Source organism: Streptomyces aurantiacus (assembly GCF_001418335.1).
In the GTDB taxonomy this organism is placed as follows: domain Bacteria; phylum Actinomycetota; class Actinomycetes; order Streptomycetales; family Streptomycetaceae; genus Streptomyces; species Streptomyces aurantiacus.
In genome coordinates, this window is the sequence record NZ_LIPP01000159.1 from 64843 (window position 1) to 86935 (window position 22093).

Here is a 22093-nt window from a genome sequence, read left to right on the forward strand (position 1 = left end):
ACACGACGGAGACCCCCTCATGAACTCACCCACCTGGTGCCAGGCCAACGTCGTGTTCCCGGACTGGGAGCGTGCCGAGAGCGCCGCCTTGGCCCGACTCGCCCCGTTGCTACGCAGTACAGAGGACGAAGGCGCCCTCACCGCGTGGTTCATCGTCCGCAAACACCCCTGCTGGCGCGTGCGCTATCAGCCCGTCGGCGGCGGGCAGGACCGCATCGGCCAGGGCCTCGACGCGCTCATCGCCGAGGGGCACATCAAAGGGTGGACGGAGATCGTCTACGAACCCGAAGTCCATGCCTTCGGTGGCGCTGAAGCCATGGCGTCCGCGCACCGACTCTTCCACCGCGACAGCCGCAGCATCGTCGACTTTCTCCAGGGCGACTCCGGCAGACACCGTCGCGAGACCTCGCTCATACTGTGCAGCCTCATGATGCGCTCCGCAGGACTGGACTGGTACGAGCAGGGCGACGTCTGGGCACGCGTCGGCGTGCATCGCGCGCTGCCCGCCGGTACCGCACGGGACAGCCTGGACCGCTTACATCCAGCCGTGCACCGACTGATCTCTGTGAATGGAGAGGACATGATGCGCGCGGGTGGACCGCTGGTCCACGCGGCCGAATGGGCCGGCGCTTACATCAACGCCGGAAGGGAACTGGCCCGCCTCACAGACTCCGGACAGCTTCACCGTGGGCTGCGTGACGTCCTGGCCCATCACGTGCTCTTCGCCTGGAACCGGATCGGCCTGCCCTACGCCACGCAGGCCACCCTCGCCACCGCCGCGAAGACCGCCGTCTTCGGCCTCGACCCCACCACCGAGAGGAGCGCCGCAGACCATGTGGAAACTCCCTGACACCACAGTCCAACGCTTCCCCCTCGTCGCTCGCCCCCGCCCTGTCTGCCTTCCTCTGCCCCAGCGCGTGCTCGCCCTGGTCGAACTCGCCGACACCGCGGCGCAGCAGGGCGACCCGAGCCTGGCCTCCACCGTCTACAACCAGGCCGCCCTGATCGCCTCCGACATCGGCGCCCCGAACACCGCCCGCGCGATGTGCCACCAGCACACCGCCGCCTACCTCCACGCCGCGCCCCTGACCGCGAAGGCCGCGATCCGCGCCCTCGAACCCGTCGTCAACCTCGCGCGTCTTCAACTCCGCGCCAGGCGTAACGAGGACAGCCACCAACGGCTCCTCGCGCTGTTCGACGCCGTCACCACCGCAAGCCCCCTGAAGGTCGAGGACATCGCCCTACCAGCGGACCTGGTAGCGAACGCCGCCGACCGTCAAGAGGTCCGCGCCTGGCTGTGGAGCGTCCTGCTCGCCGACGGCACACGCGCCTTGACCACCGCCGGCCGCTGGACCGAAGCACTCGCGCACGTAGAGACGCACCGCGGCATCGGACAGCGCATGCTCGACGGCCGCCAAGTCGCCGTCATGGCCGCTCTCACGAGCGGAAACAGCCTCGGCGCCAGCATCCTCCTGGCCCATACAGTGCCGGGAAAGGCATGGGAGGGATCCGTCACCGACTGCCTGAGCATCCTGTGCCGCTGCCTGTCAAGGCAGCCTTGGCGACGCTCCCTGCAGAACCTGGTGACCACTTACCTCGAACGTCCCGACCAGGACGACATGGTTGTCTTCGACACGAGGCTCGGGCTGACCGTGCTGGACGTGGTCAACTCGGCCGAAGACCCGGCCACCGCGCGCAAGGTGGTCGCAGAGCTGCACCGCCGGACGATGAAAGCGACCGACGGCTACGCCGCCCGCGAGACCCTGGCGCACCCGCTGTTCACCTCCCTCGCCACCGACCAGGAGGTGCGGGACAGCCGTGCACTCCTCCACACCTGCGCACTCGGAACAGGGATGTTCCCTAATGAACTGGGCGAGCAACTCTCCGCCGCACTACGCACGAGTAATCACGTCATTCGCCGGAATACCAACTATCTACAGCAGGCCCACGTAAATTGAACATAAATGATCTTGCGCAGTCCGCGGTCACTGTCGGTCGAGTAGGCGCCTGCCGCATGACTGAGCGCCATACCCCTACTCCGACGGCAGAACTCCATAACGGCGGGCGGTCGGCCAGCGCCATTGAACGCACGCACAGCTATATTCCGATTCCGGACACCAAATGCCCTCTGACACATCTCAAACTTTCCACCACCCAAAGGAGAAGAGAGTCATGCGTCGCCCGACGCTCCTCTACGCCGTGCTGGAAAAGCGAGCTTGGCTACGCTACGAAGTATTCGTGACGCAGCTTGCCAATGCAGGTGCTCGGGCGGCCACACATTATGAAAATCCACGCCTGACCAGGGTGAGGACTGTCACCAAGACCACGTTTCAGCGGTGGCTGTCCGGCACACAGGAACCGCGCGGTGAAGCAGCTGTCGTGATCGAGTTCTGGCTCGGCTACACCGTCAAGGAACTCCTCGGTCCAGCACCGGAGCGAGAGCTCGTGCTCGCCAGGAGCCTTCATGATGCCTCGCTCGCCGCCGCGCACAGCCTGGACGTCAAGTTCGATACCTCGTTCCTGTCCGTTGCGGCCCCGGTGCCGGGCGCCGGCGGCGTCTGGCACCTGGACGGTCTGAGGATCCTCGACGGGACTGCCGTCGCGGTCCAGATGTACGAGACAGCACTTCAACCCAGTTGTGTGGTGATCGGGCCGGAGGACCTTGAACACCTGAGGTACTTCACCCAGTCGAGGCGCAGGGCATTGCTCCTTGGATCCCTGGGCGCCCAAGGGGCCAGCGATCTGTACGCGTTGGATGCTGCGCACGCTCGCCGCCAACTCGCGATGCCTGTGCAGCGGCTACCCATCCCCATTCCGTACCGACTCGACTACGTGACATACGCCTTGCTGTGGGCCGGCCTGAACGTAGACGACAGCCTTCTCGCCGACGACCGTGCCCTCCATGTCGAGCAGCAAAGCCTCGAAAGCCACCTGGAACAGGGGCGCTCTTCTGCGGCCAGAACTGCGTATGCGGACCTTTCCAACGTGGGAGCCCTGTGGCTCGGTTCTCGCACCTGTGCGGCATTCGTCCACCGGCATCTGAACGTCGGCGAGGTAAGTCCCGTCATGTGGTCACGAACGCAGTTCGGTGAGCAGGCGGCGGCCTGGCTCCTGTTCCGTGAGCGCCACGGCATTCAACAGCTCATGCAGGACCGCTCCTTCGGCCTGGACGGAACACCTGGCTGCGCCCTGTGCGTGCCCGAGTCGGCCGTGCACAGTAGCGAACCGTATGAGCGGCTGTTATTGCTGCTGGCCGTCGCGTTGATGGAGTCGTACGGGCTGAACGTTTGGGTCTGCGCTGAGGAGGACTACTCCCGGCTCCCCGAGTTTCACCTTGGATCGGATCAACGTGTCATCGTGGCCGATTGGCTGGATCCTGATGCGGTCTGGAACGTCGAAAGCGTCTGCGGTAGGGGTGCCACCGACGCCTTCGCACAGGCAATCCACCATGCCCAGGTTCGGAGCGTCGCCAGCGGTGCCACTCCCCACGAAAGGATCCGCGCGCTCGCCGACTACCTCGGCCTCAGTCCTGAGTGGGCCGGGCTGGTCAAGCGCTGCCGTGAACTGGGCTCATACGGAACAGCCGGCCTGCTGCGAACGCGCAGTCGCTTGATCCACACTGGTGAGATCGACAGGGCCCTGCAGTTTCTCGGCGGTCTCGGCCCTGCCTCCTGAGGACCAGCCGTGGCGGCGCCCGCGTAAAGCGTCTGGGCCCGATGACATCTCTCGGTTTCGCGGCGAAATTCAGGGTTCCGTTCATCATGTTTGACTGTCGAAAATCGTGAACCTCCGTCGCTCAGTCCCGGTCCGCTGTCAGGAACTGTCTGTGCTCCTGCCGGTCGATCCATGCTCGGATGTTGCGGAGTCCAGTTTTCGAGGTAAATCGTTTCCGTGTCGCTCGGCACGCCTCGTTCTCGTTCCGGACGTCGATTCATTCATAAAAGTCTGATTCCGACTCGTCCAGCACCCCGCGTACATCCTGAACGACTCACGAACGACTGTTTTTGGTGTGGCGCCGACCGGTTGAACCGAGCAAGCTGTTGTTCCTCCTGATGCCGCCGGAAGCAGATTTTCCTGCGGGACCCTGGTTACTGGCCGGCGAAGCTGCTCGCTCGGCCTCGGCGTTGTGGTGGCCTTTGACGTCGTGGGCCTCACCCCGACGATCAGTGTCTTGACGCCGTTGCCCTGGCCTCGTGCTGAGTGGGAAGTCCTTCGGCGTCAAGCAGTCATGGGCTGTCGACACAACATCCCAGATCTCGCCCTACCCTGTCGTTTCGAGGACATCGATGTCTGAATTCGCTTCGCCCGCCCGGGAAACGCCGATCACGGTTCGGGAGGGAGTCCGGCATCGTCGGCGTCGCAAGGCTCCCGACAAAGCTGCTCGTGAGCTGAGTATCCGGCTGATCGGGCTGGCGGTTGTTCCGGCTGCGGGCATGTTGCTGCTGATGGTGGCCGCCGTCCTGTCCGTTGCGGCGGCTGCTCCTCGGGAGAGGTCAGCCGCATCCGTGCTCATAGGTGCCGTGGCGGCAGGTGTCCTCGTGCTCTTGCTGGCGTGTCGTCAGGCGCTGTCCACTGCCCGGAGGGTTGAGGGCGACAACCAGATTCTTGCGGAGTGGCTGGAGTACCTGCACAAGCTGGTGATGGCCGGAGAGCAAGAGGTCCGCAATTCCGGGACCCGGCTCCGGCGAGGGCAGCGCCCTCTCGTCGCTTCACCTGCGCCGCCGACGAAGGGTGCTCACACGTTCGTACAGCTGGCGCGTGCTCTGGACGCCTACCGGGCGGCAGTGGGCGATGCAATGACGCAGGCAGAGGGTCAGCGGGTGCAGGTGTTCGTCAACTTCTCCGACCGCCTGAAGAGTCTGGGCCGGGCGGCGCTGCACAAGTTGGACGAGGTCGAGCGGGATGTCGAGGACCCGGACCATTTGGCGGCGCTGTTCGGTGTGGATCACGACATCACTCGCATCCGGCGCGCCGCGGAGAGCATGGCGGTGATGGGCGGCGTCAAGTCTTCACGCAGCGAGGACCCGGCGTTCGTCAAGGCCGTTCTGCGGATGGGGATCCAGGAGATCCACAACTATGCGCGGGCGAAGGTGGTCACCGCGTGCGACGCGAGCCTTCCGGGGTATGCCGTGGCCTCCGTCACCCACCTGTTGGCGGAGCTGCTGGAGAACGCCACCGCCTTCTCCAGTCCCGCCACGCAGGTGGAGATGCGTGCCTCGCTGATCCCCCGCGGGCTCCTCGTGGAGATCGACGACAAGGGCCTGAGTATGGAGCCCGAAACCTTCGCCACGATGAACGACCTGCTCGCCGACCCCGAGCACACCGAAATCAGTGCGCAGTTGATCGCAGAAGGCCGCAATGGCCTGTTCGTCGTGGCCTCGCTCGCCCGCCGGTACGGCATCACCGTCACCCTGCGGCCGAACATCTACGGCGGTACCCAGGCGGTCGTGATCGTGCCCCAAGCGCTACTGGACGCCGGCCGACAGGAGATGGCCGAACAGCAGGCTGCCCGGACGTCAGCCCCCAGGGATCCCCAGTCCCGGCCCCAGACGGCACCACCTGCACACCACGGCACCGCACCTCGCGCCACCCGGGCCTCAGCACCTCCGGGGTCCGTCGTCCAGCAGCGCGCGCCCATCAGGCGGCCCGGCGGACACGTTCCCGCCCCTGTGCCGCCGGTTCACCCGGAGACAGCCGCGCTGTACCTGGTCGACAGCGGTGTGCAAGGCGGGCCCGGGCCACTGCCTGCGCTTCCCGTACGCCCCGACGCCCCTGCTCCCGAGGCGAACGAGAAACTGCCGGAGCCGACGCAGCCGGGAGCCGCCACGCGTCGGGGTGTCTCTCGGGCCGAGCAGCAGGACTGGCAGTTGGCGGCCAAGTTCGCCAGTGGATGGCAGTCCGCTGCGGACGACGACGGCGCAGGACCGGAGCCACCGGCCCCCGCCAGCTGACCCCCACCCTTTGATCCAAGGAGACGATCACCGTGACGACCGATACCCCCAGCGGAAACATGGACCTGGACTGGCTGCTGTCCAACCTCGTCGACACTGTCCCCCTGGCGAGCGGCGCAGTTGTGGCGTCCTCGGACGGCATGCTCAAGCATTTCTACGGTGTGGACAAGGACGATGCGGACCGGCTGGGCGCGGTGGCCACCGGAGCGTTCGCGCTGTGCGGCAACGTGAGCAGGTTCTTCCCTGACGCCGGGGATGCCCAGGGGATCCAGGTGCTGTTGGAGACGACCGTCGGACTGCTCTTCGCCACACGGGTCGGCGACAACAGTGTGCTGGCGGTCCTCGGACGCAAGGGGGTGGACGTGGGCCAGGTCGGCTACGAGATGCGGATGCTGGCCAAGCGGGCCGCACCGATCCTGGCCACCCCGGCGCGGCCCGCCGTGGCCGGCTGAGATGTCGCCCTCCGACCACGCTGCCCGGGCACCCGGCAGCGGTCCGCCACGGATACGCCCGTACACCGTGAACGGCGGGCGCACCCGCCCGCGTCTGGCATTGGCGCGCACCACGCTGGTCAGGGCACGCCGCACCGCCCAGCACCCGCCCCAGGGGTCGGCGGAACGCTCTGCCGCGTTCGGGTGGTGCCAGACCCAGGCCCTCACGATCACCGAGATCGCCGGGCGTCTGCGGCTGCCGGTGCAGTCGGTCAAGGTCCTCGTTGCCGACCTGATCACCGAGGAGTTGCTGATGACCGTCGCCACCCGCCAGGAAGATCCCAAAGACCCTGATGTTCTGGAGAGAGTCCTTGCAGGTCTTCAAACCCTCTGAACAGCCGATAAGCCAGCTGAAGGTCGTCATCGCGGGCGGGTTCGGCGCTGGCAAGACCACACTGGTTGCGAGGACGAGCGAGATCGAACCGATCTCGACCGACGAGCAGTTGACCACCGCGGGGATCGGTACGGACCGTCTCGACGGTGTGGAGGCCAAGACCAGCACCACGGTGGCCTTCGATTTCGGCCGTATCAGCCTTCGTAGCCAAAACCTTGACCTCTATCTGTTCGGCACCCCGGGCCAGGCGCGCTACCAGTTCATGTGGAACGACATCGTCGACGGCGCGATCGGCGCCGTGGTCCTGGCCGACACCCGTCGTCTGGAGGACTCCTTCGACCCCGTCAATTACTTCCTGAGACTGGGGCTGCCCTTCATCGTCGGGGTCAACCTGTTCGAAGGCTCGGCCCGCTACCCGATCGAAAGAGTCCGCGAAGCGCTCCGTCTCGATGCGGACGTTCCAGTCGTCGGGTGCGATGCACGCGACTCACGCTCGGGCCGCCATGTGCTGATCACCCTCGTCAAGCACGCCCATACCCGTGCCGTCCGCGCACGTCACACTCGCCCCTCGACCTCCCTGGCCGACTGACACCGTACGGAGTCCTCGTGTCTGACCTCACGCACACCCAGCGCAGCCTGCACGCTCAAACCTCCCATCGCCTGGCGCGACTGCATCAGCTCGGCTTCGCCGACCATCCCGACGAGGAGTTCGACCGCTTCAGCAGTGCTCTGGCCCGCGACTCCGGCGTCCCGGGGGCCCTGGCGATGGTCAACGCCATCTCGGACCGGCAGTTCTTCACCGGCGTGCACCTTCCCTCCGCCGAGGAACTGGGTTCCGTTGCCGAGGCCGAGGCTCTGGCCGCTGCTGTGGGACGTGTGATGCCTCTGGAGCACGGCTACTGCCCCGAGACCATGGACCGGACGAAGCCCCTCACTCTTCCCGACGTGTGCATGAAGCCCGACTTCGCCGGCAACGAGGTCGTCGACCTGGTCGGAATCCGCGTCTACATGGGGGTGCGCCTGATCGACAAGGAGATGGAGATTCCTCTCATGACGATCTGCGTCGTCGGCCGCGAGAGGCGCCCGATGAAGGACGGACGTCGGATGCTCGACTACATCAAGCAACGCGGAGCGCAGGCCCAGTACCTTCTCGACCAGCGCATCTCCGCGCTGTCCTAGCTCACACCGGCATCACTGCACGGCCATGAGTCACACAGGCATCATTGACGGCGCGGGGGCAGCAAATCGCTCGGACCACTGCCCTTGCGCCGTCGCACCCCGCGCGAGCCGGGCCAGCCGCAGCCGCTGCACGTCCGAGGTCCCGGCCGGCGCAAAGATCAGGTGGGCGTCGCGGAAGAACCGCTCCAGCGGCCGGTCGGCGAACACACCGCACGCGGCATGGACCTCCATGGCCAACCGCGCCGACTCCACAGCGAGTTCATAGTTCATCAGCTTCGCCGCCATCAGCGGACTGTCGCACGCCAGACCACGGTCCAGCATGTCAGCCGCCGTGTAGGCGAGGACTCCGGCCGCCTCCAGGTTGGCCAACATCTGCCCCAGTCGCTGCTCCACCGTACTGAGCCGGTTCAAGGGCCTGCCGTAGCGTTCCGTCTTCTCCGCGAAGCGCATGGCTTCCTCCACGGTCGCCCGGTGCACGCCGAGTGAGACCGCGGCCAGATTGGCCCGCCCGTACAGGACGCTGGAGGAGTCGGCCGCGTCCTCGCCTTCACCCACCGCCCCGAGTAGGTTGTCTTCCGGCACCCACACCTCGTCCAGTACGACGGTGCCGAAGGAGAAGCCGTTCAGTCCCATCGCCGGCACTTGCGGGCGCACTAAAACCCCTGGCCGCTGGCTCTCCACCAAAAACGCCGACAAGCCGCCTCGCCCCGGGCCACTACGCACGACGACGCAGTGCAGGTCGGCGACGTGGCTGTTGCCCACATGTGTTTTCTCCGCACTCAGCAGCCATCCACCCCGCTTGCGACGGGCTCGGCCTCGTATGCCGGTGATCTGGCTACCGGAGACCTTCTCGGTCACGGCGATGGTGGGAAGACACGTGCCCGCCGCGATCGGGGGCAACCACCTCGTCTTCTGTTCCTCACTGCCATAGTTGATGATCATGGCTACTGGGATAAGGGACGCCTGGACCGCGGCGCCCATCGCGCCGCTCACCCGGGCCAGTTCTTCGATGAGGACCGTCTTCGCGAGGTGCCCCGCGCCCATCCCGCCGTACACGGGATCGACGGTGACGCCTATCCACCCCAGGTGAGCAGCCCGCCGGATCAGCTCGTGATCGACACTTCGTGTCTGCTCCCACTGAGGTATGCGAGGCACCACCTCGGCCTCGCCGAACGCCCGCACACGAGCCCGCAGCTCATCGTGGCGCTCCGTGGTGAAGCAACCGAACACCAAGCCCTCCCTCAACAGGCCCCCAAAGCCGCCGACCTCGCGCACCACGGCGCATGCACAGGCACGGCGCCCAGGACCGACCACGGCTTCCTCGCCCACCGGGCAGATGGACAGCCCCGGCGAACACGGCCTCACACCACCCGGCCCCGAAGACGAGGCAGCACAGACGAGACCGCCTCTTTACCGTGACGATTTATCGCCTTCGCCGCATCACCGCTGGTGGATCGTTCAGACATCGTTTGCCCTACGAGCCAGACCAGCCGAGTCATCTGAGGAGCCGAAAAGGGGCAGTTTGCTCGGCTCCCTCGGTCAGAGCCTCGCTCCAACGACCACTGAACGATCCCGCCAACCGGTGGCAGCGATCACGGACTTCGGCCAGAGTGATGGCCGCCCAGGGCGAACCGTCCGGTCAACCCCGCCTGGCATGGAGGTTGGTCCTGCGGCACCTTGGCGGTCCGCTCCCGTAGGTGTCTCCCCCGTCGCTCGCGGGAGCGGATCCCAACAGAGCGGCACAGACTTCTTCCCCTACCAAAAGGGCAGCAGTCACCTCACCAGCCACTCCACCGCCCGTTCCCACCCCAGCCAGGAAGCCCGACAACACATGAGCCGCCGCGAATCCGCCCCGACCCCCAAGGCCTCATCGTCGAAGATTCCGGACTGCGGATCCTCTTCCCGGCCGACCCGAATGTCTCAGTGCCCTGGCCGCCGGCTCTCAGCACAGCGCGCGCCAGACGGACCATGGCTCTGACCACGCCGTCCGCCGTGTATGCCGTCGTGACCGTTCGGCCCTGCTCTGCCAGAAATAGTCAGCGTCAAAGGGGTGATCATGAAGGCGCGTCATCTCATCAGGGTCGTCAGCTGCAACTTCGAGCGCAACGGTGGCGGCGACCGCGAAAAGTGGCTGGCCATGCACCAGCGTCTGGCCAGCTTGTGCCCCACGATCCTGTGCCGCCAGGAAAACCCCGGTCATGCTCGTAGCGGAGCGGGCTCAACCCTTTTCAACGAGTCCAAGCGCATTCTGAGACTGGCCGGCGAGCTCGGCCCTGGGCTGGGCGCCACAGCCCTGTACTACGACCCGGAGATCTTTGAGCAGATCACCATGTGGGACACCAAGTGGCCGGGCTGGCTCCTGCATCCCGTCGCGATGACGCTGCGGCTGCGCGGCACCGCGGACGTCGACTTCGTTGCGGGCTGCACCCATCTGTCGTACAACTCCCCCTCGCTTCGGGCAGGCCAGGCGGAGGACGTCACCCGGTTCGCCGATCGCGTCGAGACATACAAAACGAGCACCGGCACCATCGAACGAAAGCTGCCCGTTCTCGCGATCGGCCAGGACAGCAACAGTTACGTCGACCCCGACCACCTTGTCCCCGGCGAAGCCCCCATCCCCGAACTCACGCAGATCAAGGATGCGACGCACCGAGCTCACCGCAGCTACGAGATCGCCCCCGGCCAGCGGGTCATGGACTCCCAGCCTTATCGGACCCTGCGGATCGCCGAGTTGGACGACGTCGCCCGACGCGCCGCACTCCTGCCCCACGGCGGGGGCCTAGCCGCAGTTGCCCCGACCGTCGACGCGTCGCGGACCCACGGCCCGGCTCATCGCGTTGATTTTGTATTCACCAGCCGGATGCTCCTGCCCGCCCTGATCAAGGTCGAGGTCATCGAAATGAAGGGCCTGTCCGACCACAACACGGTGCTCGCGACGTACAACCTCGACCAGATCATCGAGCTCTATCACGAGCACACCACGTCCGCTGCCTGACTCCTGCTCGACGGTCCCGGCGCCGTCATCGGACGCCCCGCACCCGGTTGGCCACACGTCCTGTGGCCAACCGGAGACCCCTCCTTCATCCGGCTCCTCAACCTCAGGTCCGAAAAATGATCATTGGTCTCCGCCGTGGAATCGACCCGCCCATCAATCCCAGTTACGCCTACAGTCCTGAATTGATCGTGACTCGGCCCTTGATCGGCTATCTGAGCACGGTCCACTCCATCGACTACTGGGTCGCCGGACTGCTAATTCGCCCGATGCTCGCTGACCTGACAGAAGCGGGCAGCTGGCGCCGTGACACAGCCCAGCGCTTCGTGCTCCAAGACGGCCTGTGCCACTGCTTTGTCCTGGAGCGCACACTTCGACACGTCGCGTTCTACCTGGCGGACCACAGCCAGTACAACTGTTTTGCCGCCCCCAGCCCACCGCCACCCGCGAACCAGAGCACGTGGTTCTGTGCTCCCGACAACCCTGTCCCGCCACCTGAGGGCAGTCACAACGCCTGGCGCTACTTGTTGCGTACAGCCGTCGATCTGCCCGTTCGCGTGAGCCACGTGGCATTCCACTACTTCGCTCGCCTCGACCCCGGCTCAGGGCTCGGCCCTCCGGACAGGTTCCTCAGCACGTTCGAGGCTCTGGCAGAGCAGGCTCGGATCGTCCACACGCTCCTGCCGGAAGGCCCCGGCATGTTCAATATCGTCGTCGGCACCCAGGTGTGGACGGTGCTCCGGGAGGACGCCCTGGATCCACGTCGCAAGCCGAGAGTCCACAGCATCCAGCACTTCCGAGACCCTGCCGCCCCACCGCAGACGGACAACGCTCACCCAGTGCCCTTACCCGGCGAAACAGCCCCCGGGCGAAAGGAAATCGCCAGTGGTGAATTCGTGGCGGCAAGCACTCTTGTGGCCGCGGCACCAGCTTTACCAACAACTGTCCGTCGGCCGCCACGTGAGCCATGAGCGCAGCGCCGGCGCCTGCCCGGGGCCCAGGGCGCCCCGGAGAGCCGGGCGGCCACTCCTTCGAAGCCACTGAAGGCAAGACAACATCAGCCACACCCGGCCCTCCCGGGCCGCCTAACAACTTACGGAGCCAACATGTCACCTGACACTACGAAGGACACCACGAAGGACTGGTTCACAAACCCGCCGCCCCGCCGGGTGGGAGTTCACGCCCTGATCGTGAGAGGCGATCACCTGCTGATGGTCAGCCGCCCCTACAGGATCACAGTCTCTCAATGGGGGCTACCGGGAGGGTCAGCCGGACCGGACGAACTACCGCGACGAGCTCTCAGCCGCACCCTCGACGAGCGGCTGGGCCTGCGTGTGACCCCCGGCCGATGGCTCGCAGTCGACCATGTCCCCGCGTCGCCGGGCAAGCACGCTGAGGGAACCAACTGGGTGTTCGAAGTCCAGCTCCCCGAGGACAGCGAACCGGCCATCGCCGAAAACAGCGGCTTCGGTGAGGCTCGCTGGGTCGGGCGTACGGTCGTGGGAGAACTCGCCGTCGACCACGCGCTGCGGCGAATCGAACAAAGCCTTCTGGCCGCCGAAACCGGAGCGATAGCGGAGCTGTACCTCGGTGTACCGATCCAGGGCATCGGCCCTCACCGCCCATGAGTCCAGCTAGGGCCGGGACTCTCCCGTGCCTCGTTCCCTGGGCCGTGTCTCCCCGAAGGCGTAGACGCTTCGAGTAAACCGCGTACTGCTCGCCATCCCCAACCTGTCCGCCCCGTCCCGTCCGTGTCAGTACGGACGGGACGGACTTCGCGCCCCGCTCAACTCATCCACGGCACCGCCGGAGACCTGTTCCTGTGCTGCGAGGCCTTCGGGAACACCCGCAGCGACTCCGTCAATTCGTGTGCTGGCGCTGCCACACCCAGCAGCCGGATTACCTGGCCGGGACTACTTCCCAACCGTTCACGCCTTCCGATGACGGGGCTTGTGTAACGGATCATCATGCTCTGAGCACAGAGAACGCTAGAGAAAAGGACCTCGTGAAAGACATCGCGACATTGGGTGTGAAAATCGTCCGTTGGCCGGCCGAGTCGGAAAAGCTGGAGATATTCCGCCTGCAGACATTACCCTGCCTCATCGTTGTGGCCAGGGGTGCAGGAGTTCCTGATCCGGCGGGTGCGCACGAGGATTGGGTAAGAGAACCTGTAGACGCCTGGGAGCTGAAGGTTAGGGTCCGGTCGCTGCATCTCAAGGCCACGTCCAGGAGCACCTGTCCCTTCGTGGACGAGGAAGGGATGCTCCGTTACGGCGATGCTGTCCTGCCGCTCACGGTCTCCGAGGGAGTGGTGTTCCGCGGGCTTGTGCAGCGTTGCCCGGGAATGGCGAGCCGTGCCGAACTAGAGAAGTTACTCCTGTCCGCCGATCTGTCCGCCAGCCACAACGCCCTCGACCTCCACATCATGAGGCTGCGTCGGAAGGTCGTGCCTGTCGGGCTGGTTATCGAGACAGTGCGGGGACGTGGGTTTCTCCTGAAAATACCCACCGCCGAGATTCCGGACAGCGGCAGCTCGGGGGCGTCGGGTGGTGTCCCAGCAGCTGGAACGCAGGGTCGGGTGACGGCCCCGGTTGGTGACGACCGGGTCGGCCGCAAACCACGGGGAGCTGGGCAGGCCCCCAGGGAATGAGGGCATGCCAGCACGTCGTTGCCTCGCTCCTCCCGGCTATCGCGCCGCCTGAGCCGGGGAGTCGGCGCTGCCCGGCTGCTCGGCAGCGTCGGCGCCCTCGGGCCTGTTGATCCGGCCGGGCAGCCACACCATGGCCACTACCGCGGCCAGCGCGAGCGCCCCGGTGGCCACGCCGAAGCTCACATGCATGGCCGACAGATACGCCTCCCGGGCCGTGGCCAGCAGTCCGGGAAGCTGCTCCCGGGCCCCGGCCGGCAGCGGGCCCGTCTCCTGGAGTTGGCGGGTGGCGGCCATCGTGCCCCCCAGAGATTCCGAGGCCGTTTCCCGTACGCCCTCCGGGAGTACGTCAACGGCACCGTCCATTTCGTCCCGGTACCAAACAGACAGGATGGAGCCGAGGACAGCGACGCCGAGCGCGGCACCGATCTGCCGCAGCGTGTTGTTGACGCCCGCACCGATGGCCGCCTGCTCCGGCGCCACCACGTTCATCGTGGTCGTCGTGGTCGTGCCCATGACCAGGCCGAGGCCGAAGCCGGAGATGCCCAGCAGGACCTCGTACCACCACAATGCCGTGCCGGCGTCGATGCCGACCTGGCCCGCGAACGACAGGGCGAGCATCAGCAGGCCTGTGGTGACAACGGCCTTGGGGCCGAAGCGCTTGGTCAGCGGGTTGCTGAGGACGGCCGAGACGACGGCGCCCACGGCCACCGGGAGCAGGATGAGACCCAGTTCGAGGGGGGTGTGACCACGGATGGCCTGGACGTAGAAGACCATCAGGAAGGTGCCGCCGGTCAGTGCGAAGAAGGAGAGTGCCAGGCTTGCGGTGCCTGCGGCGAAGGACCTGTTGCGGAACAACTTCACGTCCAGCGCCGGCTCCGTCGTACGACTCTCGAACAGGACGAACACAGTCAGCAGGAGCACTCCACCGACGATCGCGCCCAGGACCTCGCCGCTGGTCCAGTCGTTGGTCTCACCGCCGCGGATCACCCCGTAGACCAGTGCACCGATGCCCGCAATGGACAGCAGGACTCCTATGACGTCGATGCGCGCCCTCGTTGCCGAGCGGGACTCGGCGACGACTACCAGGAGGAAGATGGCGCAGGCGGCGGCGATGGGGACGTTGATGAGGAAGACCGAGCCCCACCAGAAGTGTTCGAGCAGGAAGCCGCCGGCGATCGGGCCGAGGGCGATGGACACGCCGCCCAGCGCCGACCAGATGCCGATCGCCTTGCCCCGTTCCTCCGGGGCGAAAATGTCGTTGATCACCGCGAGCGTGGCAGGCGGCACGACCGAACCGGCCACACCCATGACACCGCGCCAGATGATGAGTTCCTCGGGAGTATCGGCGAAGCCGGCGAACGTGGACGCTACGCCGAAGACGATCAACCCGATCACCAGGACGCGGCGACGGCCGAAGGCGTCGGCGAGGATGCCGGAGGAGAACATCAGGGCCGCATAGAACAGGATGTAGGAGTCCAGGGCCCATTGGAGTTCCGCGTTGGTCGCGCCGACATCCTCCTGGATCGTCTGCAGAGCGACGTTCAGGATGGTGTTGTCCATCATCACCATCAGGAAACAGCAGCCGAGGACGGTCATGACCAGTCCGCGGCCACGCACGGGTGCGTCCCCAGATAATGCGCCGTTCACTTCGCACCTCCTGTCAGAGGGGCATGCCGCATCGCGTGCCGCGCGCCCCCATGGATCTACTACGGGCCGATAGTAGATCGGGGCGCGAGAATGAGTGGCGATCGGGAAGTGTTCATGAAAGACGCAGGCTTGCCCGGCGTCTGAGCTCAGCGGCCAGGGCCTTCGTGGAGCAGTGTCTCGAAGCGTTCGCGGAGGTCAGGGGCGCTACGGATCTCGTCGAGGAAGTGGCCGACCGCGTTCACTCCGAAGTCGCGGATGACCTCGCGGACAGCCATCGCCGCCTCATCCGTAACGCAGGGCCTGTACGCGTAACTGCGGCCCGCCTTCGTGCGGTTGGCCGCGCCCTTCTCGGCGAGACGGCTCAGCACCGTCATAACGGTGGTGTACGCCAGCGGGGCCTCGCGCCCGGCGTTGAGTACACCGAGGACCTCCCGGACAGTCATCGGCCCGGGAGCCGGCCACAGGACCCGCATAACCTCGTTCTCCAGCGGGCCGAAGACGAGACATTCTCGGGTAGGGCGGGAAGGGTGGGCTGTCACTCCTTCAATCTACGATGCCCGCCGCCTGAACGCCCCGTGCTCACGACGGCACGGGGTGATGTTCCGGTTCTGCAGGGGGTTGGACAACGAATGCCGGCGACGAGCTGAGAACAGCTTACTGATGGCGCCGCAGGATCACGGCGCGGCGCCGGACCACCCGTCGGCCTGTGTAAGCGACAGGCCCTGACGGGGACGGCAACACTCGCACCTCTGCGAGGCGTTGCTCGGACCCACCGGGTCCCGAAGCCTGTGAAATGGCGGGACGCAGTCAGCGTGGCGCGCATGCGCTGCCGATCTCCCCATGCGCACAACTGCCGGACCAAGCGGTGCCCCGCCTCTGCACGGTGTGGAGACGCGGGGAAGGCCCCCGGCTCATCGGCGCGCCGCTTTGCCGAGCATCCCACGCATGCAATATGGGGTGCTCGTTCTCTTTCAGTACTCCTTCTCCTCCCTTGCCTTACTCCGTCGAATCGCTCGTTCGTTCCGCAGGTGATTCCTATGATGCGGGGTACGCCGATTCGGCGATCCACGCTTAAGTGCTGTTATCGGGAGGGGAATTCATGCCTGTATTTGAGTCGACCGAAGTGGCAGAGCGGGTGTTCGGCACTCTCTTCGAAATCCTGCTGCAGAACGCGCAGTTCACTTCACAGCTGCGCGCGAGTGACCTCTCCATCCGGCTGACGCAGACCCATCCGGACTGCGTCCTGCATGTGTCGGCGGACGCGCTGACGGTCGGGGACGACGCGCCCGAAGAGGCGACGGTCAGGATCAAGATGTCGTCCGACACCGCACACCAGCTCTGGCTCGGCAAGCTCATGATGCCGACCGCCGTAGCCACTGGGAAAGTCCGGATCAGCGGCAAGGTCGCCCGAGTACTGGAACTCGTTCCCATTCTGCGGCCCGCCTTCGACCACTATCCGGAACTGGCGGCGGAGGAAGGGCTGCCCGTCTAGGCGTGCGACGCCACCGGGCACCCCGACGGCCCATGTGACGTAGCACTTCGATACTTCCCCAATGCAATCGGACCGGAACTACGGAGTTCGAAGAAGAACATGCCGAACCACGACGAATTTGACCTCAATCTTGACGTACTTCCCGGTGAGGTGGAGAAACTCCGCCTTCAGGTGCGGGAGTTCGCCCGCGACGTCGTCGCGCCCCGGGTGACGGACCTCGACGGGGCGCCCGCCGACGACTTCGACTGGGACATGGTCTCCCAAGGTCATGCCCTTGGCCTGACCCGCGTCGCCGTGCCCAAGGAGTACGGCGGCCTCGGCCTGGGCATGCTCGGCTGCTCGGTCGCTCTGGAGGAAGTGGCATCCGTCTGTGCCGGCACCGCTCTCATCTTCGGTGCCGCCATGCTCGGCCAGACCCCGGTGCTGCTCTCCGGCGACCCGCGGCTCCAGGCCCGGTTCCTGCCCCTGTTCTCAGGAGACGCCCCGGTCCTCGCATGCAACGCGGTCACCGAGGAGGAGGCGGGCTGCGACCTGATCATCCCGGCCAACGCGGTCCACGCCCGCGAGGTGATGACCGCCCGCCGTGACGACGACCATTACATCCTGAACGGCACGAAGAGGTTCATCACCAACGCTCAGGTCGCCGCGTTCGCCTCGGTGTTCGCCGCGATGGAAGGCGCGCCCGGCGCCACCGGCCTCACCTCGTTCATGGTGCCGCTCGACCTGCCCGGCGTGGTCCGGGGACCGGTGGCCGACAAGATGGGCTACCGGCTCTGCCTCGGCAGTGAACTGGAGTTCCATGACGTCCGCATCCCCGCCGAGAACATGATCGGTAATGAGGGCGACGGCATGGCCATCAACATGGCACAGAGCAACATGGCCCGCGCCTCCGTCGCCGGGATCTCCGTCGGCGTGGCCCGGGGCGCCCTCGAACAGGCCCTTCAGTGGTGCGGCACCCGCGTCCAGGGCGGACTCCCGCTGCGTGAGCACCAGTTCACCGCGGCCAAGCTCGCTGAGATGTCCGCGAAGGTCGACGCGGCCCGCCTGCTGTACCTGAAGGCGGCGCACAAGGTCGACAACGAACTACCCGCCCCTCAGTACGAACCGGCGGCGGCCAAGCTCTTCGCCGACCGGGTCGCCATCGATGTCGCCGACATGGCCATGTCCCTCACGGGTGCCCGCGGCTATGTGAAGTCCTTCGGCATGGAAAAGCGGCTGCGCGACGCCTATGGCGCGCGGATCTACGAGGGCACACCCGAGGTGCTGGCCCTCGCCGTCACCGAGAGCCTCTACGCCGCCGGAGAGCCGATATGACGGACCAGTCGCAGGCTACGGCGAAGCAGTCACCGACACGTGAGCAGGAGAGGTACATCTCGGATATCGTCCGGCTCCACTCCACCCTGGACTTCCGTTCCCTGCCTGACCATGTCGTCGGCGATCCGCTCTACTGCGGGTACGACCCGAGGGACGAGCTGATCACTCTCACGGTCGAGGACGACCAGCTCCCGCCGCGCTACCTCAACGGGATCATGGGGTTCAGGCTCGTGCAGTATCTGCGGCTGGGCTGGGTGTCTCCCCAACTCGTATACGAGCAGGCGGTTTTCCGTGAGACGGCCCAGCACCCACAGGGGGTGCAGAACGTCCACACCGTCAGCCTCTGCACCCGTACCGGCCGCATCCGCGGCTACATCGGCCTCGGCTGCTCCCAGGACCCGCTCTCCATGCCGCTCGGCCATCCGGACCGCGGCCGGTTCTCCACCGAGGCGGCACACGGCATTGACCTGCTGGGCCGGTTCGCGGCCGACGGCACAGGCACGCACCAGGCCTTTGAGATCAAGCGGTTCGTACGCGACCTCAACCTGCCGCCCGGCCCCGGCACCGAGCGTGTGTCCTGGCATCTGCTGCTGGGCCTCGGCCGGGCCATCTGTCAGGCCGGGGACCGCATGCGCGTGCTGCTGGGCGATGCCAAGGAGAACGTGGCGATACGGCACTTCCGGCTCACCGGCTTCGATCTGCAGATCGACCGCGGCACCACACCCCGGCTGCCCGAGACAGACCTCATGGCCCCCATCTACCGCCAGCCCGTCACCGCGGTCCCGTTCGTGGCACGCGTCCACGCCGACCTCGGCGACTACATGGACCTCATCGGGGACTACCTCGGCGACGGCCCTGCCGCAATGACGCTCCCGGACATGGTCGCCGCCATGACGGCTCGCAGGTCGCGGGCGTGCCGCATGAAGGAGGCGTCATAAATGAGCAGTGCGCAGGAGAATGCCTTCTACGGGGAACTGACCACCCGGAACAAGGGGGTGGTCAGCGCGGGAGAGCAGGCCAGGCTGCGTGGCGCGACTGTGCTCGTCGCCGGCTGCGGGTCCATCGGCGGTGCTGCCGTCGAGCCTCTCGCGCGGTTGGGGGTGCGCTCCTTCGTGCTGGCCGACCCGGGGACGTACGAGGTGAACAACCTCAACCGGCAGATTGCGGCGGCTCGTGACGTCGACCGCAACAAGGCCGAGGTCGCCGGCGAGCGAGTGGCGGCCATCAACCCGCACGCCGACGTCAGGGTCTTCCCAAAAGGGGTCACCGAGAAGACGGCGGAGGCGCTGGTCGAGGGCTGTGACGTCATCGTGGACGGCGTGGACGTGACGACCATGGACGGATGGCGGGCCAAGCACCTGCTTCATCGCATCGCCTTACAGCGGCGGGTGCCGCTGGTCACCGGGTGGGACATCGCGGGCGCCCAGTACGTGCGCTGCTACGACTACCGGTACATCAGGAAGCCCTTCGACGGCGCGATCTGCGAGGCTGATCTGGGACGGCTGACCTCCTGGCAGCTGCTGCTGCGGGCCGTGCCGCTGCGGTACGTGCCCGTGGAGATGCTCGTCGAGGTGAGGACGAACCTGGGGCGGCCCGACTACAGCTTCCCGCAGGTCACCTACGTCGCCATGATGTTCGGCGCCCTCACCTCCCACATGGTGGTGAAGCTGCTCTCCGGGGCCACCGTGCGCCCCCAGGTGTACATCGACGTGCACCAGCAGGTCCGATCGATACGGCACCGGATAGCCACCCGGCTGCGCCGCGCCGCCGCGCTCGCCGCCCTGACGCCCGCCCTGCTCAAACTGGCCCGCAGCGGGAAAGGAAGCTGACACGATGCCCGATCTCCATAAGATGACGGCACTCGAACAGGCGTCCGCCATCGCCAAGGGCGACCTGTCCCCGGTCGAGCTCGCCGACCACTACCTCGCCCGCATCGAGACTGGCGACAAGAACCTGGGCGCCTACCTCACCGTTACGGGGGAACTGGCCCGGTCCCAGGCACAGCGTGCCGAGCGGGAGGCGGTGGCGGCTCGTCGGGACGGTGTCCGTCTGGGGCTGCTGCACGGCGTGCCCGTGCCGGTCAAGGACCTCGTCCAGGTCGAGGGGGTGCGGTGCACCTGGGGTTCGGCAGTCTTCGCAGACCACGTCAGTGACGCCGACGACCATGTGGCCGTCCGGCTGCGGGAGGCCGGCACGGTCATGCTGGGCAAGACCAACACCGCCGAGTTCGGTCTGCCCTGCTACACCGAGAACCGGCTCGGGCCGCCGACCCGCCATCCGCTGAACGCCGGCCGGTCGCCCGGCGGTTCCAGCGGCGGTGCAGCGGCGGCCGTCGCGGCGGGCCTCGCACCGCTCGCGCACGGCACCGACGCCGGCGGCTCCGTACGCATCCCCGCCTCCGCCTGCGGCCTGGTCGGACTGAAACCGAGCAGGGGCCGGATCAGCAACGGACCCTGGCGCCCCGACGTCACGGGGTTGTCGGTGCACGGAGCACTGGCCCGTACGGTGGCCGACGCGGCGGCACTGGTCGACGTGATGGCGGGACCGATGCCCGGCGACGTCTACACCGCCCCCGGACACCCCGGAGGCACCACCCTGACAGAACACGCACACCGCGACCCCCCGCCGCTGCGCGTCGCGGTGCTGCGGGAGCCCATGGTGCCCGGCGCGGTATTGCACCCCGACTGCGCGGATGCCCTGGAACACGCCGCCGCTACCCTCGCCGCGCTGGGCCACGAGTTGCAGGAGCTGGAGATGCCCCCCGACAGGCGTGTCCTGGAGGCGTTCACCCGGGTCTGGTCGGTGGAGGCCGCGTCGTACGAGGTGGAGCCGGAGCACGCGGACCAACTCATGCCCCTCACGGTCTGGCTCAGGGAAATCGCCGCCGGAGTGTCCGCGCGGGAGTACCACGCGGCCCTCGCCACCTTCCGCGGGCTCGGCCAGATGCTCACCGACCTCCTCTTCACCACGTACGACGTCATCCTTTCTCCGGTACTGGCCGAACCGCCGGTGTGGATCGGGGAGTTGCGCAACGACGTCAATCCGGCCGACGAGTTCGCCCGGATGACCGAGTTCATGCCCTACACCGCGCTCTACAACCTCACCGGCATGCCCTCGATCACCGTCCCGCTCAGCCGTAACGCCGGAGGGCTGCCGATCGGCGTGCTCCTGGGCACGCGATATGCCGACGAGGCCCTGCTGGTGTCCCTCGCAGCTCAGCTGCATGATTCTGGACGCCGCTATGCGTTGCAGGATTGCTTCCGACCGAGGCACCAGCATCAAGGTCCTCAACCGGGTGGGCTGTCCGGCCAAAAGTAGCGAAGAACCACAGTCCGGCGTACTCCGGCGTCCAGCATCGCCTGAACGCGGTGCTGGCCGTCAATGAAGCCATTGCTGATGTAGCCGTCGCCAGAAGGCTGAATAGAGTTACCGAGGGAGTACAGCGTCCCGAGCGCCTCGCGTTCCCACGTACTTATGCCGAGCCCGGCGGCGTACTCCCCTACATAGGCGGCCACGTCTTCCGCTTTCACCCTCTCGTGCTGTGCGCTCGGCAGAGCGTCGAGCGCCACGAGGCTGCCCCGGTGCCAGTCGCCAAAGTGGTGCCCAGCAGCAGGACCGCCCACCGTGCTGTTGAAAAACCTGGTTCGCCCAGCGCCGCCATCAAGGCCTGCCGCCGGAAAGGCATTCCTCGCGGAACGGGCGAGGCCGAGCCAGGCGCCACAGCGCGATCGCTTCGAACCGTGGCTCTGGCTCCGGTTCTGACTGGGGCGGCACGTATCGCTCGCCTCGGTCTTCGGCAACCATACCGCCGACCAGGTGCACGACCTCCTCCGTGCTGATCGGGCACCAGTATGGAGAGCGCATCTGGTGCGGCTCGGTTGCACCGAAGGTGACCAGCTGCGGCCCGCGCATGCCGACTTGACGAATCTGACGCTCCCGTAGGGTCAGCCCGGGTCCGGTTCGGAGCGGGCGCCGCCGGGTGCGTCATCGTCGGACGTCGGGAACCGGGTCGGTTCGAACGATGAGGAGGGCAGATCTCCGGT

General features: G+C 66.6%; 21 protein-coding genes. 17 read left to right on the plus strand and 4 right to left on the minus strand.

All coding sequences use genetic code 11. The features are described 5' to 3' along the window. Positions 1–19 precede the first annotated feature (19 nt). From AOK01_RS21915 to AOK01_RS21950, 8 genes are all read left to right on the plus strand, one after another. The gene (locus AOK01_RS21915; RefSeq protein WP_055514283.1) at positions 20–850 is read left to right on the plus strand and encodes a thiopeptide-type bacteriocin biosynthesis protein; all 831 of its coding nucleotides are present in this window, start codon (positions 20–22) and stop codon (positions 848–850) included. Beyond that, positions 834–1958: a hypothetical protein gene (locus AOK01_RS21920; protein ID WP_079103640.1), complete on the plus strand. Its 1125-nt coding sequence runs from the start codon at positions 834–836 to the stop codon at positions 1956–1958. Before AOK01_RS21915 ends, AOK01_RS21920 begins: the two co-directional genes overlap by 17 nt. Positions 1959–2172: 214 nt before the next feature. Then, positions 2173–3675, plus strand: a complete 1503-nt coding sequence (locus AOK01_RS21925) for a hypothetical protein (RefSeq protein ID WP_157871421.1) — start codon at positions 2173–2175, stop codon at positions 3673–3675. Positions 3676–4193: 518 nt separating this feature from the next. Beyond that, entirely contained in the window at positions 4194–5951 is a 1758-nt protein-coding gene (locus tag AOK01_RS43650) for an ATP-binding protein (RefSeq protein WP_157871423.1), read from the plus strand. Positions 5952–5983: 32 nt separating this feature from the next. Then, positions 5984–6403, plus strand: coding sequence for a roadblock/LC7 domain-containing protein (locus AOK01_RS21935; RefSeq protein WP_055514290.1), 420 nt, complete (start codon positions 5984–5986; stop codon positions 6401–6403). 67 nt (positions 6404–6470) lie between these two features. Next, on the plus strand, positions 6471–6776 hold the full coding sequence (locus AOK01_RS21940; RefSeq protein ID WP_157871425.1) for a DUF742 domain-containing protein: 306 nt from the start codon (positions 6471–6473) through the stop codon (positions 6774–6776). Further along, complete coding sequence (locus tag AOK01_RS21945; protein ID WP_107099878.1) at positions 6736–7365, plus strand: GTP-binding protein; 630 nt, start codon at positions 6736–6738, stop codon at positions 7363–7365. The genes AOK01_RS21940 and AOK01_RS21945 overlap by 41 nt, the downstream gene beginning before the upstream one ends. Before the next feature lie 17 nt (positions 7366–7382). Next, a complete protein-coding gene (locus AOK01_RS21950; RefSeq protein ID WP_055514296.1) occupies positions 7383–7955 on the plus strand; it encodes a hypothetical protein in 573 nt (190 codons plus the stop codon). 30 nt (positions 7956–7985) lie between these two features. On the opposite strand, the gene AOK01_RS21955 is transcribed toward AOK01_RS21950, so the two are convergent. Continuing rightward, positions 7986–9233: an acyl-CoA dehydrogenase family protein gene (locus AOK01_RS21955; RefSeq protein WP_245702355.1), complete on the minus strand. Its 1248-nt coding sequence runs from the start codon at positions 9231–9233 to the stop codon at positions 7986–7988. Between the two features lie 778 nt (positions 9234–10011). Between AOK01_RS21955 and AOK01_RS21960 the strand changes: the two genes are divergently transcribed. The 4 genes from AOK01_RS21960 (at position 10012) to AOK01_RS43660 (ending at position 13597) form a co-directional block, all read left to right on the plus strand. Then, entirely contained in the window at positions 10012–10950 is a 939-nt protein-coding gene (locus tag AOK01_RS21960) for a hypothetical protein (RefSeq protein ID WP_055514340.1), read from the plus strand. 116 nt (positions 10951–11066) lie between these two features. Further along, on the plus strand, positions 11067–11918 hold the full coding sequence (locus tag AOK01_RS43655) for a hypothetical protein (RefSeq protein WP_157871427.1): 852 nt from the start codon (positions 11067–11069) through the stop codon (positions 11916–11918). A 135-nt stretch (positions 11919–12053) separates the two neighbouring features. After that, positions 12054–12575, plus strand: coding sequence for an NUDIX domain-containing protein (locus AOK01_RS41490; protein ID WP_079103642.1), 522 nt, complete (start codon positions 12054–12056; stop codon positions 12573–12575). Positions 12576–12952: 377 nt separating this feature from the next. After that, on the plus strand, positions 12953–13597 hold the full coding sequence (locus AOK01_RS43660; protein ID WP_157871429.1) for a helix-turn-helix domain-containing protein: 645 nt from the start codon (positions 12953–12955) through the stop codon (positions 13595–13597). Between the two features lie 36 nt (positions 13598–13633). On the opposite strand, the gene AOK01_RS21975 is transcribed toward AOK01_RS43660, so the two are convergent. Together AOK01_RS21975 and AOK01_RS21980 are read right to left on the minus strand one after the other, a co-directional pair. Next, positions 13634–15214, minus strand: a complete 1581-nt coding sequence (locus tag AOK01_RS21975; protein WP_157871431.1) for an MFS transporter — start codon at positions 15212–15214, stop codon at positions 13634–13636. Positions 15215–15390: 176 nt separating this feature from the next. Next, the gene (locus AOK01_RS21980; protein ID WP_055514304.1) at positions 15391–15783 is read right to left on the minus strand and encodes a BlaI/MecI/CopY family transcriptional regulator; all 393 of its coding nucleotides are present in this window, start codon (positions 15781–15783) and stop codon (positions 15391–15393) included. A 560-nt stretch (positions 15784–16343) separates the two neighbouring features. Between AOK01_RS21980 and AOK01_RS21985 the strand changes: the two genes are divergently transcribed. The 5 genes from AOK01_RS21985 (at position 16344) to AOK01_RS22005 (ending at position 21368) form a co-directional block, all read left to right on the plus strand. Continuing rightward, positions 16344–16736: an SCP2 sterol-binding domain-containing protein gene (locus tag AOK01_RS21985; RefSeq protein WP_079103645.1), complete on the plus strand. Its 393-nt coding sequence runs from the start codon at positions 16344–16346 to the stop codon at positions 16734–16736. Between the two features lie 99 nt (positions 16737–16835). After that, a complete protein-coding gene (locus AOK01_RS21990) occupies positions 16836–18050 on the plus strand; it encodes an acyl-CoA dehydrogenase family protein (RefSeq protein ID WP_055514308.1) in 1215 nt (404 codons plus the stop codon). Then, the gene (locus AOK01_RS21995; RefSeq protein WP_055514310.1) at positions 18047–18988 is read left to right on the plus strand and encodes a hypothetical protein; all 942 of its coding nucleotides are present in this window, start codon (positions 18047–18049) and stop codon (positions 18986–18988) included. Before AOK01_RS21990 ends, AOK01_RS21995 begins: the two co-directional genes overlap by 4 nt. Then, the gene (locus AOK01_RS22000) at positions 18989–19879 is read left to right on the plus strand and encodes a HesA/MoeB/ThiF family protein (RefSeq protein ID WP_055514312.1); all 891 of its coding nucleotides are present in this window, start codon (positions 18989–18991) and stop codon (positions 19877–19879) included. Between the two features lie 4 nt (positions 19880–19883). Next, positions 19884–21368 (plus strand): amidase, encoded by a 1485-nt coding sequence (locus tag AOK01_RS22005; RefSeq protein WP_079103646.1) that lies wholly within the window; start codon positions 19884–19886, stop codon positions 21366–21368. Here the strand turns inward: AOK01_RS22005 and AOK01_RS43665 are convergent. Next, the gene (locus AOK01_RS43665) at positions 21338–21619 is read right to left on the minus strand and encodes a hypothetical protein (RefSeq protein ID WP_157871433.1); all 282 of its coding nucleotides are present in this window, start codon (positions 21617–21619) and stop codon (positions 21338–21340) included. The genes AOK01_RS22005 and AOK01_RS43665 overlap by 31 nt on opposite strands. Between the last annotated feature and the right edge of the window lie 474 nt (positions 21620–22093).